12 protein-coding genes and 1 pseudogene are annotated in these 12,337 nt (G+C 54.0%); 8 read left to right on the top strand and 5 right to left on the bottom strand.

The window, feature by feature from the left end; genetic code table 11:
- Together RTY00_RS09790 and mntR are read right to left on the bottom strand one after the other, a co-directional pair.
- Positions 1-649, bottom strand: a pseudogene (locus RTY00_RS09790) (SLC13 family permease); the annotation flags it as partial.
- 20 nt (positions 650-669) lie between these two features.
- A complete protein-coding gene (mntR, locus tag RTY00_RS09795) occupies positions 670-1,128 on the bottom strand; it encodes a manganese-binding transcriptional regulator MntR (RefSeq protein ID WP_008102536.1) in 459 nt (152 codons plus the stop codon).
- Positions 1,129-1,330: 202 nt separating this feature from the next.
- Here mntR and RTY00_RS09800 point away from each other — a divergent pair, with 202 nt between their 5' ends.
- Positions 1,331-1,525 (top strand): hypothetical protein, encoded by a 195-nt coding sequence (locus RTY00_RS09800; RefSeq protein ID WP_008102539.1) that lies wholly within the window; start codon positions 1,331-1,333, stop codon positions 1,523-1,525.
- Positions 1,526-1,657: 132 nt separating this feature from the next.
- On the opposite strand, the gene ompX is transcribed toward RTY00_RS09800, so the two are convergent.
- Positions 1,658-2,167, bottom strand: a complete 510-nt coding sequence (ompX, locus tag RTY00_RS09805; RefSeq protein ID WP_312664290.1) for an outer membrane protein OmpX — start codon at positions 2,165-2,167, stop codon at positions 1,658-1,660.
- A gap of 378 nt (positions 2,168-2,545) precedes the next feature.
- On the opposite strand from ompX, the gene rhtA reads away from it, so the two are divergent.
- The 6 genes from rhtA (at position 2,546) to ybiO (ending at position 9,202) form a co-directional block, all read left to right on the top strand.
- Entirely contained in the window at positions 2,546-3,454 is a 909-nt protein-coding gene (rhtA, locus tag RTY00_RS09810; RefSeq protein WP_312664291.1) for a threonine/homoserine exporter RhtA, read from the top strand.
- A gap of 297 nt (positions 3,455-3,751) precedes the next feature.
- The gene (gene dps / locus RTY00_RS09815; protein ID WP_036647916.1) at positions 3,752-4,255 is read left to right on the top strand and encodes a DNA starvation/stationary phase protection protein Dps; all 504 of its coding nucleotides are present in this window, start codon (positions 3,752-3,754) and stop codon (positions 4,253-4,255) included.
- A gap of 322 nt (positions 4,256-4,577) precedes the next feature.
- The gene (gene glnH, locus RTY00_RS09820; protein WP_036647919.1) at positions 4,578-5,324 is read left to right on the top strand and encodes a glutamine ABC transporter substrate-binding protein GlnH; all 747 of its coding nucleotides are present in this window, start codon (positions 4,578-4,580) and stop codon (positions 5,322-5,324) included.
- An 85-nt stretch (positions 5,325-5,409) separates the two neighbouring features.
- On the top strand, positions 5,410-6,069 hold the full coding sequence (glnP, locus tag RTY00_RS09825; protein ID WP_007887744.1) for a glutamine ABC transporter permease GlnP: 660 nt from the start codon (positions 5,410-5,412) through the stop codon (positions 6,067-6,069).
- Positions 6,066-6,788: a glutamine ABC transporter ATP-binding protein GlnQ gene (gene glnQ, locus RTY00_RS09830; protein ID WP_312664292.1), complete on the top strand. Its 723-nt coding sequence runs from the start codon at positions 6,066-6,068 to the stop codon at positions 6,786-6,788. The genes glnP and glnQ overlap by 4 nt, the downstream gene beginning before the upstream one ends.
- A gap of 137 nt (positions 6,789-6,925) precedes the next feature.
- A complete protein-coding gene (gene ybiO / locus RTY00_RS09835; protein ID WP_312664293.1) occupies positions 6,926-9,202 on the top strand; it encodes a mechanosensitive channel protein in 2,277 nt (758 codons plus the stop codon).
- 2 nt (positions 9,203-9,204) lie between these two features.
- Here ybiO and rlmF read toward each other — a convergent pair whose 3' ends face one another.
- Positions 9,205-10,131 (bottom strand): 23S rRNA (adenine(1618)-N(6))-methyltransferase RlmF, encoded by a 927-nt coding sequence (gene rlmF, locus RTY00_RS09840; RefSeq protein ID WP_312664294.1) that lies wholly within the window; start codon positions 10,129-10,131, stop codon positions 9,205-9,207.
- Between the two features lie 127 nt (positions 10,132-10,258).
- Between rlmF and RTY00_RS09845 the strand changes: the two genes are divergently transcribed.
- Positions 10,259-10,888, top strand: a complete 630-nt coding sequence (locus RTY00_RS09845) for a flavin reductase family protein (RefSeq protein ID WP_256696025.1) — start codon at positions 10,259-10,261, stop codon at positions 10,886-10,888.
- A gap of 80 nt (positions 10,889-10,968) precedes the next feature.
- On the opposite strand, the gene hutH is transcribed toward RTY00_RS09845, so the two are convergent.
- The coding region (gene hutH, locus RTY00_RS09850; RefSeq protein ID WP_312664295.1) for a histidine ammonia-lyase at positions 10,969-12,337 on the bottom strand (1,369 nt) is incomplete at its 5' end.

A 12,337-nucleotide genomic window follows, 5' to 3' on the forward strand; every position in this document is an offset into this window, starting at 1 on the left:
TCGAGCGCCACGATAAACACGATGTACAGCAACACGCTAATCGTAACAACGGCTTGTACCATGTTTGGCTTTCGGTTTGTTCATGTTTCTGGATTACGCGCGCCGGGAAACTCCACCACGTCAGCGCCATCAGCGTGAGCATTAAAAATGCCGCCAGCGGCGCCATCTGCGCAATGAAGCCAGGCACGCTGAGCGTACCGTGACTCCACAATAGAATGTTTTGCGGGTTACCAACCGGCGTCAGTAATGAACCTGCGTTCACCGCCAGCGCTTCGAAAATGATCAGGCGGGAAATCGGCAAGCGCGAGAATTTACGCAGCGTCAACGTCAGCGGCACCAGAATAAACAGCGCAACATCGTTGGTGAGAAAAGTAGAGAGCAACGCGGCGGCGCATACCATAAACAGCGCCAGTGCGCGTTCATGCTGAAAGCGCTGAATCAGGCGCGCGCCGAGCACATCAAAATAGCCGCTGTTCTCTAGCCCTTTGGTCAACATCAATAAGCCGGTGAGCGTCATGATGGTGTGCCAGTCCACTGCGGCAGGCAGTTGCGACCAGCGGAAATTCGCCAGCGGCAACATGATCACACCCAACAGCAATAACAAATGCAAAATACGATCGCGCATTAAGGAACGAAGCAGATTGGGCATGATGGCGGAAGGCCTTGTAGTTAGCGACTCTCGTAGAATTTCTGGAACACGGCCAGGGTTTCATCACTGACGTGATGCTCCAGGCCTTCTGAATCACGGCGCGCGGTTTCCGGGCTAACGCCCAGCGCCAACAGGAAGGTTTCAACAATATGGTGGCGAACGCGGCTCGCTTCCGCCAGCTTCTCACCTTCGGCGGTGAGGAACACGCCGCGATACGGCACTTGCTCAACTAAGCCGGTGGTGCCAAGACGCTTCAACATTTTCGCCACGGTCGGCTGGGATACGCCCAAACGTGCGGCCATATCCACCTGACGCGCTTCGCCAAATTCGCGAATCAAATCAGAGATTAATTCTACGTAGTCATCGATCAGCTCACGACGATGCGCCTCGCGCACCTGACGAAATCCTTCGACATGCTCCTCTATCTCTTTTAGCGGGCCCTGGGGCATGTTGGTGGCGATTTTTGCACGACGACTCATCTAACTTCCTCTTTATTATCTGCCGCACTTTACCTGCGGTGCGGGCTGGCTGCGCCCATTGTAAACCAGGCACAAATAAGCACAAATTTTTCCTAAATAGTGTTGGCTAAAGAGTATAGCCAGTGCTATCTTTGTCGATAATGTAAGCGAATAGCTTATTAAGGCTACAAAGAAATTGTCGTCATTCACTCGGGAGGTGAACATGACTACCATGAAAAACTGCCTCGACTGTGGCAAATGTTTCCAGGCTGAACAGAGCAAACCGGCTTTTGAGCTGAAATCGCTGCTGTGCCTGTTTACTCGCTCGCCGTTTGCGCTGCGTTTGATGCTGATTGAAAAGCTCACCGGCAAACAGCTGGTTGAACGTCCGTGCCCAAACCTGATCTGGCGCGGCTAACGTTCCCGATTTCCAATAAAACCCGCTCACGTAGCGGGTTTTGTGTTTCTGGCGGCAGGTAAATCCAATATTGCAGCCATAAAAAAACGGCCCCGAAGGACCGTTTATTGTGCAACTGGTCTAAGCAAGAACTTAGAAGCTGTAACCTACGCCAGCAATCCAGGTGCCAACATCGACGTTGCGGATACGGCTCTGCTCGTAACCAACGTCAACTGCGATGTTCTCGATTGGGTTGAACTGCATACCCGCACCGTAAGAGAAACCGTAGTCGCTGGTATCAGCTTTCTGACGTTCTGGAGCGGTAGACTGGAATTTACCGTAGCCCACACCTACAACACCGTAGATGCTCGCCCAGTCGTTCAGACGGTAAGCTGGACCACCGGTGATGCCGTAGTACTGACCTTTGTTATAAACGCCAGCGTCAGTACGATCTTTCTCGGTATAAGTGAAAGAACCGATCCAGCCCAGTGGGTTGGTACCGTCTTCGTAACGGTATTTCAGGTTGAAGCCGTTTGCTTTGTTAGCAACGCCTTGATAATCGCTCTGAGCGTAACCACCGGTAACGGTGCTTTGTGCCATGGCAGAACCTGCAGAAACTGCAAGTACACAAGCCAATGCTGAAAGACATGCAATTTTTTTCATAACCACCTCAAATGTGAATATACTTCTCTCCTGACAACGCTGTAAATATAACAAAAAACAGCAAGAAACTCTGCCCGCATTTTGTTGTCTAACAGATTGTTTGGTGTAACAGAAAGTTAATGAAGTTTCCTATGTCATTCATTTTACTTATAAAAACCATCATATTCCTGCAACATAAATTCCGATCACAAAAAATGCCTTTAAGTAAATTCCTAAACTAACCTGACGTTTCTTTACGGAAATGGCCCTAAAAATGGCCAAATTATGACCTGTTAGCGCTTTTTAATTCCCCGATTCGCGTCTCCTTATTTGCTGAAGATTCCTTTACACTGAGCACTTGTTACCCTGCTGTTAATAAATAAAGGACTGGATTACAGGATGTCTGCGCCTCAAACGACCAAAAATATGGCCCCGGTGTTGTTCCCTATTGCCGTACTGCTGATTGCCATGCTCTCGCTGCAAGGCGGCGCTTCTCTGGCGAAATCACTGTTTTCCACCGTTGGCGCGCCCGGCATTACCGCGCTGCGCCTTGGTCTTGGCACGCTGATTCTGTGCATCATCTTCAAACCCTGGCGTTTGCGCTTTAGGCGCGAACAGCGCAAGCCGCTGCTGATGTACGGTTTAGCGCTTGGCTGCATGAACTACCTCTTCTATTTAGCAATTCGCACCGTGCCGCTGGGCGTGGCCGTTGGTTTGGAGTTTCTGGGTCCACTGACATTGGCGTTGATCGGCGCGCGTCGTCCGCTTGATTTTGTTTGGGTGCTGCTGGCGGTGATCGGTTTGTGGTTCCTGTTGCCAATCGGTGAAGGGATGAGTCATATCGATCCGCTCGGTGCGCTGTTAGCGGTAGGCGCGGGTGCCTGCTGGGCGGTCTATATTCTTGCGGGTCAGCGGGCGGGCGCGGAACATGGCCCGGCAACCGTGGCGATGGGTTCGCTGATTGCCTCAGTGATTTTTGTACCGCTCGGCCTGACATTCGCCGCGCCGGGCATCTGGAATTGGGAAGTGCTGCCTTTAGCGCTGTTAATCGCCCTGCTCTCCAGCGCCATTCCCTATTCTTTAGAGATGATGGCGCTGACGCGACTGCCGGCGCGCATTTTCGGCACCTTAATGAGTCTGGAACCGGCGATGGCCGCGCTTTCAGGCATGTTGTTCCTCGGCGAACTGTTAACGTTAAAGCAGTGGATGGCGCTGCTGGCGATCATTGTCGCGTCAGCAGGTTCAACGCTGACCATGAAACAAAAGAGCGCAAAAATAAGCGAAGTGGATATCAATCATCCGCAATAAATATTCAACACGTTAGCCTGCTTCGCGGCAGGCTAAATATAGAAGCATTCTCATTTTCATTTTTAATGTGGCGTTAGGATTTCTCTGTTATTATTTTGCAACACGATTAATAAATAATTAACACAACTCACAACCTTCTGTTTTACTTCAACTAATAGTTAAACCGCACAATGCCTGAGCAACATTAAGGTTTATCTATTCCTGTCATTGATTTAATCAATCCTGCAGATTAAAAAACTGCTGCTATACTTATTTCCGTGCTTGATTAGGACAACCATCAATAAGAGGACATTAATGATGAGTACCGCAAAACTGGTTAAAACTAAATCGTCTGATCTGATTTACACCCGTAATGACGTCGCTGACAGCGATAAGAAAGCGACCATCGAGGTGCTCAACCGTCTGGTAGTGGAGTTTATTGACCTGTCGCTGATCACCAAGCAGGCGCACTGGAATATGCGTGGCGCTAACTTTATTGGCGTACATGAGATGCTGGATGGTTTCCGTGCTGCCATTACCGATCACCAGGACACTATCGCTGAACGTGTGGTTCAGCTAGGCGGCGTGGCGCTGGGTACCACTCAGATCGTCAACGACAAAACACCACTGAAAAGCTATCCGTTGAACATTCATAGCGTGCAGGATCACCTGAAAGCGCTGGCCGATCGCTATGCGATTGTGGCGAATGACACGCGTAAAGCCATTACTGAAGTGAGCGATGAAGACACCGCTGATATCTTCACTGCGGCATCGCGCGATTTGGATAAATTCCTGTGGTTTATTGAATCGAATATTGAATAAATTTCAGTGTTATAACGAAGGCGGGAATTCCCGCCTTTTTTTACGTCTGTAACATTGTGGTGCTTTTTTTGACGTCGTTAACAATTCCTTAATCCCTTCTTTCGCTCTCCCCGCCCTTGGTGCACACTGTGCCTGCACCACAACAGCACCATGCACCAAAATGAAGCACCAATAAGGTGCAAAACTTTTCTTCTGCGCAAAATCGTGTCAGCAAGTGCTTAAAACTACTGATTTTGAGAAAAACGAAAAGTTGGCATAATTTTTTCATATGATACGCCGTACAGCAGGCCACAAGGCCTGAAGGGTAATAAGGAAAAAAATGATGAAGTCATTGATTAAAGTCTCCGTGGCCGCGTTAGCGCTGGCCTTCTCGCTTTCTTCCACCGCAGCAGACAAAAAACTGATCGTCGCGACCGACACCGCATTCGTTCCCTTCGAGTTCAAACAAGGCGATAAATACGTCGGTTTTGATATCGATCTGTGGGATGCCATCGCGAAAGAACTGAAACTCGATTACGCCTTCAAGCCAATGGATTTCAGCGGCATCATTCCTGCGCTGCAAACCAAAAACATTGACCTGGCGCTGGCGGGTATCACCATCACCGAAGAACGTAAAAAAGCCATTGAGTTCTCTGACGGCTACTACAAAAGCGGCCTGCTGGTAATGGTGCGCGAGAACGAAAAAGACGTGAAGAGCATTGACGATCTGAACGGCAAAGTGGTCGCGGTGAAGAGCGGCACCGGTTCGGTTGATTACGCGAAAGCGCACATCAAATCGAAAGATCTGCGTCAGTTCCCGAACATCGATAACGCATACATGGAATTAGGCACTAACCGTGCTGACGCTGTGCTGCACGATACCCCGAACATCCTGTACTTCATCAACACCGCTGGTAAAGGCCGCTTCAAAGCGGTTGGCGAGTCGATTGAAGCGCAGCAGTATGGCATCGCGTTCCCGAAAGGCAGCGACGACCTGCGTGAAAAAGTGAACGGCGCACTGAAAACCCTGCGCGACAACGGCACTTACAACACCATCTATAAAAAATGGTTCGGTACTGAACCAAAATAATTGCGGCTTAAGCCGATTTTTCCAGCAGGGAGCTTAACACTCCCTGCTTTTTACATTTCCACGCAACAGATTTTGGAGTCACACCATGGAGTTTGACTGGAGCGTCATTTGGCCTGCCCTGCCGATTTTAATCGAAGGCGCCAAAATGACCCTGCTGATCTCGGTCCTCGGCCTGGTCGGCGGTTTAATTATCGGTTTAGTTGCCGGTTTTGCCCGCGCCTACGGCGGCTGGATCACCAACAACATCGCCTTAGTCTTCATCGAACTGATTCGCGGTACGCCAATCGTGGTTCAGGTGATGTTTATCTACTTCGCCCTGCCGATGGCTTTCCCGGATCTGCGTATCGATCCGTTCAGCGCGGCGGTGGTCACCATCATGATCAACTCCGGCGCTTATATTGCGGAAATCACGCGCGGTGCGGTGCTGTCGATCAACAAAGGCTTCCGTGAAGCGGGTCTGGCGCTGGGTCTGTCGCGCCGCGAAACCCTGCGTTACGTAATCATGCCGCTGGCGCTGCGCCGTATGCTGCCGCCGCTGGGTAACCAGTGGATTGTCAGCATCAAAGATACGTCGCTGTTTATCGTGATTGGCGTGGCCGAACTGACGCGTCAGGGTCAGGAGATCATTGCCGGTAACTTCCGCGCGCTGGAGATCTGGAGCGCCGTTGCCATTATCTATTTGGTTATTACGTTGGTGTTGAGCTTTGTGCTGCGCCGTATTGAGAAAAGGATGAAAATTCTGTGATTGAATTTAAAAACGTCTCGAAGAATTTCGGCCAGACTCAGGTTCTGCACGACATCAACCTGAAGATTAATCAAGGCGAAGTGGTGGTGATTATCGGGCCGTCCGGTTCCGGTAAATCCACGCTGCTGCGCTGCATCAACAAGCTGGAAGAGATCACCACCGGCGACCTGATTGTCGATGGCATGAAGGTCAATGATCCGAAAGTGGATGAGCGCCTGATTCGTCAGGAAGCGGGCATGGTGTTCCAGCAGTTCCATCTGTTCCCACAGATGAGCGCGCTGGATAACGTCGCCTTTGGGCCGATTCGCGTGCGCGGTGCGAAGAAAGAAGAAGCGCATAAGCTGGCACGTGAGCTGCTGGGTAAAGTTGGCCTCGCCGAGCGTGCACATCACTTCCCGTCTGAACTTTCTGGCGGTCAGCAACAGCGCGTGGCGATTGCCCGTGCGCTGGCGGTGAAGCCGAAGATGATGCTGTTTGATGAGCCAACCTCAGCGCTGGATCCCGAGCTGCGTCACGAAGTGTTGAAAGTGATGCAGGATCTGGCGGAGGAAGGCATGACGATGGTCATCGTGACGCACGAAGTCGGATTCGCCCAGAAAGTGGCTTCGCGTCTGATCTTTATCAACAAAGGCACCATTGCAGAAGATGGCAACCCGGACGATCTGATCACTAACCCGCCAAGCGATCGTCTGCGCGAATTCCTGCAGCACGTCTCCTAATCCGTAGGGTCGCCATTCATGGCGACCTTTTTACTATCCCACCTTACCCCACGCAATTTTCCTTTCAGAATCCTAACCTTCCATCACTGACTATACTTCTCTCTTGTGCCGCTGCGCGAAGCTAAAGGAGAAAAGCGATGTCGTCTGCCAGCCCACCATGGCGTTTAGCCGTGTGGTTACTCTTCAGTTTGTTCACTCTGTTTGTCATTCCCCCGGCGCAGGCGGTTAACCTGCCGCAGGCGGCCGTTGCAGCTCAGCAGTCACAAACCCCGGCAACGAATAGCACAGCCGAAAGCGAACCCAGCTTAGATGAGAAAAAAGCCGCTTACGCCGCGCTGGCAAATATTCTGGATAACAACGCTTCGCGCCAGGAGCTGATCGATCAGTTACGTCAGGCGGCGAACAGCCAATCCACCAGCGAACCGCCGGTGCTGGCACCGCCGCAGGCCAATGAAGAAGATCCCACGGTGCTGGAGAGCGTCACCAGTGTGACGCGTGAATATGGCGGCGCGGTGGCGGCGCAGTTTGTCCAACTTCATGACAACATCACCAATGCGCCGCACAAAGCCTTTAACCAACAAACCTTCCTCAACGCATTGAAATACTTTGCTGCCCTCGCCGCCTCGGTGTTTGCGTTTTACTGGCTGACACGCCGTCTGATGTGGCCGATCTGGCGACGCATGGGCCGCTGGGGACGCAATCAAAACCTTGAGCGCACCAAGTGGCTGCACCTGCCCGCCACCATTTTGATGGCCTTTGTGCTCGATATTGTGCTGCTGGCGCTGACGCTGTTTGTCGGGCAGATCATCAGCGACAACTATCACAACAACAACCGCACTATCGCCTATCAGCAAGGTTTGTTCCTTAACGCCTTCGCGCTGATTGAATTCTTCAAAGCGGTGCTGCGTCTGATTTTCTGCCCACGCTTCCCCACGCTGCGCTTCTTCCATTTAACCGATGCGCGCGCCAGCTACTGGAACACGCGTCTGAGCTGGCTAAGCGGCATCATCGGTTACGGTTTACTGGTGGTGGTGCCGATTGTCTCCAATCAGGTGAATATTCAGGTGGCCGCGTTGGTCAATATGCTGATTATGGGGATCATGACCGGCTGGGCGCTGTGGCTGATTTTCCGCAACAAAAACAACATCCATCAGGAGTTGTCGCGTCTCGCCGATCGCAGCATGAGCTTCTTTGCGCTGTTCATCCGCGCCTTCGGCATGGTGTGGCACTGGCTGGCCAGCGCCTACTTTATCGCGCTGTTCCTGTTCTCGATCTTCAATCCCGGCGACAGCCTGAAGTTTATGATGTCCGCCACGGTGCGCAGCCTGGCGATTGTGGTCATCGCCGCGCTGATTTCTGGCATGCTAACGCGCTGGATTGGCAAAACCGTCACGCTGTCGCCTGATATGCGCCGCAACTATCCCGAGCTGCAAAAGCGCGTCAACGATTGGGTGAAAGCGCTGCTGAAACTGGCGCGCGTGGTCACGGTGTTTGCCACGCTGTTGCTGCTGCTTAACGCATGGAATCTGTTTGATCTCTGGCACTGGCTCACTCTTGGTACCGGCCAAAAAATGGTGGATGTCCTGATTCGCATCGTGATGATTGTGCTGCTGTCGGCAATCGGCTGGACGCTGCTGGCGAGTTTAATCGAAAGCCGCCTCGCCTCGGATTCGCACGGCCGCCCAATGCCGAGTGCGCGCACCCGCACGCTGCTGACGCTGTTCCGCAACGCGCTGGCGGTGGTGATCAGCACCATCACCATTATGATTTTGCTGTCGGAAGTCGGTGTGAATATCGCGCCGCTGCTGGCGGGCGCCGGTGCGCTTGGTTTGGCGGTATCATTCGGTTCACAAACGCTGGTGAAGGACATCATCACCGGCATCTTTATCCAGTTTGAGAACGGCATGAACACCGGGGATTTAGTCACCATTGGCCCAATCACCGGCACGGTGGAGCGTATGTCGATTCGCTCGGTGGGCGTGCGTCAGGATACCGGCGCGTATCACATTATTCCGTGGTCATCGATCACCACCTTCGCCAACTTTGTGCGCGGCATCGGATCGTTTGTGGCGAACTACGATGTCGATCGCAGTGAAGATACCGAACGCGTTAACCAAACGCTGCAGGGCGCAGTGAAAGAGCTGCTGGAGAACCCGGAGATTCGCGGCATGGTGATTGGCGAGCCGAGTTTTGCCGGATTAGTAGGATTAACCAACCAATCCTTTACCGTGCGCGTGTCATTCACCACCCAGCCGCTGAAGCAGTGGACGGTACGTTTTGCGCTGGATGACAAGGTGAAGAAGCATTTTGATGCGGCCGGCATTAAAGCGCCGCACCAAACGGTGGAAGTGATGCAAACCGGCAGCGATATTACCTCCGCTGCCAGCTTACCGGCGTTGCCGCCGGCGCAATGAGGTTAACGTTTCAGCCGTTTGGTGCGTGTCGCCGGCGGCTGGAACGTCCAGGCAATAAAGCGGCTCTGCTTCTGCCCTTGCGCCATTTCGATGATGCGCACTTCGTAGGCATCAAGATCGCGCAGCTGGTCGCGCAGCGCCGGTAAATTCTCTTTGCGCGAGACCAGCGAGGTGAACCAGATAATATGGTCGGAGTGCGCCACGCTTTCAGCGATCATCTGACCGACAAACTTGCGCTCGCCGCCGTCACACCACAATTCGTTATGGTGGCCACCAAAATTGAGCGGCGCGTTTTTGCCCAGGCCGAGGTTACGCGTTTTACGCTGACCTACGGTTGCCGCCTCTTCCGCAGAAGCGTGGAACGGTGGATTGCACAGCACCGCGTGATAGCGCTCATTCTTATGCACCACGCCAGCGAAAATCGCCGAGGCATCCTTTTGCCGACGCAGACGCACGGCGCGCTGCAAGCCCGGATTACTCACCACAATCTGTCCGGCAACGGTAATCGCTTCGGCGGTGATATCGGTACCGGTAAAACGCCAGCCATATTCGGCGTTGCCAATCAGCGGATAGATGCAGTTCGCGCCGCAGCCGATATCCATCACATCCAGATCGCGTGGCACAACGCCGCCGTTGTCACTCGCCAGCAGATCGGCCAGCGCGTGCACGTAATCGGCACGGCCCGGCACCGGCGGCGTCAGATAACCTGCGGGTAGCTGCCAGTTGAGGTTATAGAACAACTTCAGCAGCGCCTGATTCAGCAGCATCACCGCTTCAGGATCGGCGAAATCCACCGACAACTCGCCGTAGCCGTTGGGACGCACTTTCACCGCCAGCGGCGGATGGGCTGCGGTCAGAGCAGCAAAATCATAACGGCCTTGATGGCGGTTACGCGGATGGAAAGGTGACGTGGCGGCTGGCTTGTTCATAGTTTCTCCGGAAAATAGCGCGGGCGTAAGATACTCTGGCTAGCGGCATCGCACAATGCGCTTAATCGAATTCAGCGTATTAGATGAGATTAGTGCACCACACTCAGGTTCCCTTATAAGGATGGTTATGACTCGTCAGCGTTACTCTTATCAGCCCCGCGCTGGGCACGGTTTGCCACACGATCCTTTGAATGCGATCGTCGGCCCACGTCCGATTGGTTGGGTTAGCTCACAAAGCGCCAGCGGCGTGCGCAATTTAGCGCCCTACAGCTTCTTTAACTGTTTCAACTATCATCCGCCCATTATCGGTTTCGCCAGCAGCGGCTGGAAAGACAGCGTGCAGAATATCTCCGAGACCAAAGAGTTTGTCTGGAATCTGGCGACGCGTCCGCTGGCCGAGGCGATGAATGAGAGCTCCGCATCGGTGCCGTCTGAACAGGATGAGTTTGCGCTGGCAGGATTAACGCCGCTTGCCGCTTCACACGTCAATGTCAGTATGGTGGCGGAAAGCCCGGTAAATTTTGAGTGTAAGTTGACGCAGCTGATTCAACTACAGGATGCGCAAGGCAACCCAATTGATAGCTGGCTGGTGATGGGCGAAGCGGTCGCCATTCATATTGATGAATCACTGCTGGAAGAAGGGATCTATCAAACCGCCAAAGCGCAGCCAATCCTGCGTGCCGGTGGCCCGTCGGCGTATTACGGCATCAGCGAAGAGCTGCGCTTTGATTTGGTGCGCCCGGATGCGCGCCGCTGATCAGCTAATCGTCGGCCAGGTCGCCATAAATGGCGCCCCTACGACCGGGTTTTGTAGGGTCGCCATTCATGGCGACCGCATTACAAACCGCTTTTCAACACCTGCACCGCACGCGCAATCTCCGGTGCCAGCCAGCGATCTTCCTGCCAGTTAGCCACCACCGCGCGAAGACGGCGTAATGCCTGCGCCGTTCCTTGCGCCAGCTGCTCTTCGCCGTGGAAATCCAGCGCCTGCGCCGCCAGCAGATACTCAATCGCCAAAATCTGCCACACGTTGCCCACCAGCTTCATCAGCTTGAGTGCCGCGCCGGTACCCAAGCTGAGATGATCCTCCTGCAAACCCGAGGTCACATAGTTATCCAGCACCGCCGGTTGCGCCAGCTGACGATTCTCCGCACAGAGTGATGCCGCCACATACTGCGCAATCATCATGCCGGAATTGACGCCCGGCTGCGCCACCAGAAACGCCGGTAAGCCGCTCACCAATGGATTGACTAACCGATCCAGCCGCCGCTCAGCGATGCTGCCGACTTCCGCCATGGCAATCGCCAGCAGATCCGCCGCCATCGCCACCGATTCGCCGTGCGGATTAGCCTGCGACACCACGCGCCAGTTATCCGGCGTGCCGAGCACCAGCGGATTATCGGTGCAGGCGTTGAGTTCGGTTTCAATCTGGCGCGCCGCGTGATCGAACTGATCGCGGCTGGCACCGTGCACCTGCGGCATGGAGCGCAGGCTGAGCGCATCTTGGGTTCGAATGCCGACGCTGGTCGCCAGCAGCGGGCTATCACTCAGCAGATCGCGTAAACGCTGACCGCTCAATTGCATGCCCGGACTGGCTTTCAATGCGATCACTTCGGCATCAAAAGCCACCAGCTGTCCGCGCAGCGCCTCGAAACTCATCGCGCCGGTGACATCCGCCCAATCCAGTAAACGCGCCGCATCATCCAGCGCCAGGCAGGATAAGCCGGTCATGCACGGCGTGCCGTTGACCAGGCTCAAACCCTCTTTGGCACCCGGACGATAGGGCTGTAATCCCGCCTGCGTTAACGCCTGCGCGGCAGGCATAATCTGGTTTTGATACTCCACATCGCCAACACCAATCAGCGCCAGGCCGATATGCGCCATATGGCTGAGATAGCCCACCGAACCCTGCGACGGCACCTGCGGCGTAATCTGCTGATTAAGCAGCGCCAGCAGATGCTGCACCAGCGCCACCGACACGCCCGATTTGCCGTGGCTGTAATTGGCAATCGCCGCACACAGAATGGCGCGCGCCTGTTCACGCGTCAGCAGCGGGCCGACGCCACAGGCGTGGCTCAGCAGCGTATTGCGCGACAGCTGGCTGAGCTGATCTTCCGGCAGCGTGATGTTGCACAGCGCGCCCAATCCGGTATTAATGCCGTAGGCAATCTGGCCGCTGGCGACAATCTCATCGACAATCGCGCGC

It is taken from the genome of Pantoea sp. CTOTU49201, from assembly GCF_032054795.1.
GTDB lineage: Bacteria > Pseudomonadota > Gammaproteobacteria > Enterobacterales > Enterobacteriaceae > Pantoea > Pantoea symbiotica.

What these genes read in the sequence shown, in the direction of transcription:
- mntR (WP_008102536.1), bottom strand. Translation starts at nt 1,128, where the DNA reads ATGAGTCGTCGTGCAAAAATCGCCACCAACATGCCCCAGGGCCCGCTA.
- RTY00_RS09800 (WP_008102539.1), top strand. Translation starts at nt 1,331, where the DNA reads ATGACTACCATGAAAAACTGCCTCGACTGTGGCAAATGTTTCCAGGCT.
- ompX (WP_312664290.1), bottom strand. Translation starts at nt 2,167, where the DNA reads ATGAAAAAAATTGCATGTCTTTCAGCATTGGCTTGTGTACTTGCAGTT.
- rhtA (WP_312664291.1), top strand. Translation starts at nt 2,546, where the DNA reads ATGTCTGCGCCTCAAACGACCAAAAATATGGCCCCGGTGTTGTTCCCT.
- dps (WP_036647916.1), top strand. Translation starts at nt 3,752, where the DNA reads ATGAGTACCGCAAAACTGGTTAAAACTAAATCGTCTGATCTGATTTAC.
- glnH (WP_036647919.1), top strand. Translation starts at nt 4,578, where the DNA reads ATGAAGTCATTGATTAAAGTCTCCGTGGCCGCGTTAGCGCTGGCCTTC.
- glnP (WP_007887744.1), top strand. Translation starts at nt 5,410, where the DNA reads ATGGAGTTTGACTGGAGCGTCATTTGGCCTGCCCTGCCGATTTTAATC.
- ybiO (WP_312664293.1), top strand. Translation starts at nt 6,926, where the DNA reads ATGTCGTCTGCCAGCCCACCATGGCGTTTAGCCGTGTGGTTACTCTTC.
- rlmF (WP_312664294.1), bottom strand. Translation starts at nt 10,131, where the DNA reads ATGAACAAGCCAGCCGCCACGTCACCTTTCCATCCGCGTAACCGCCAT.
- RTY00_RS09845 (WP_256696025.1), top strand. Translation starts at nt 10,259, where the DNA reads ATGACTCGTCAGCGTTACTCTTATCAGCCCCGCGCTGGGCACGGTTTG.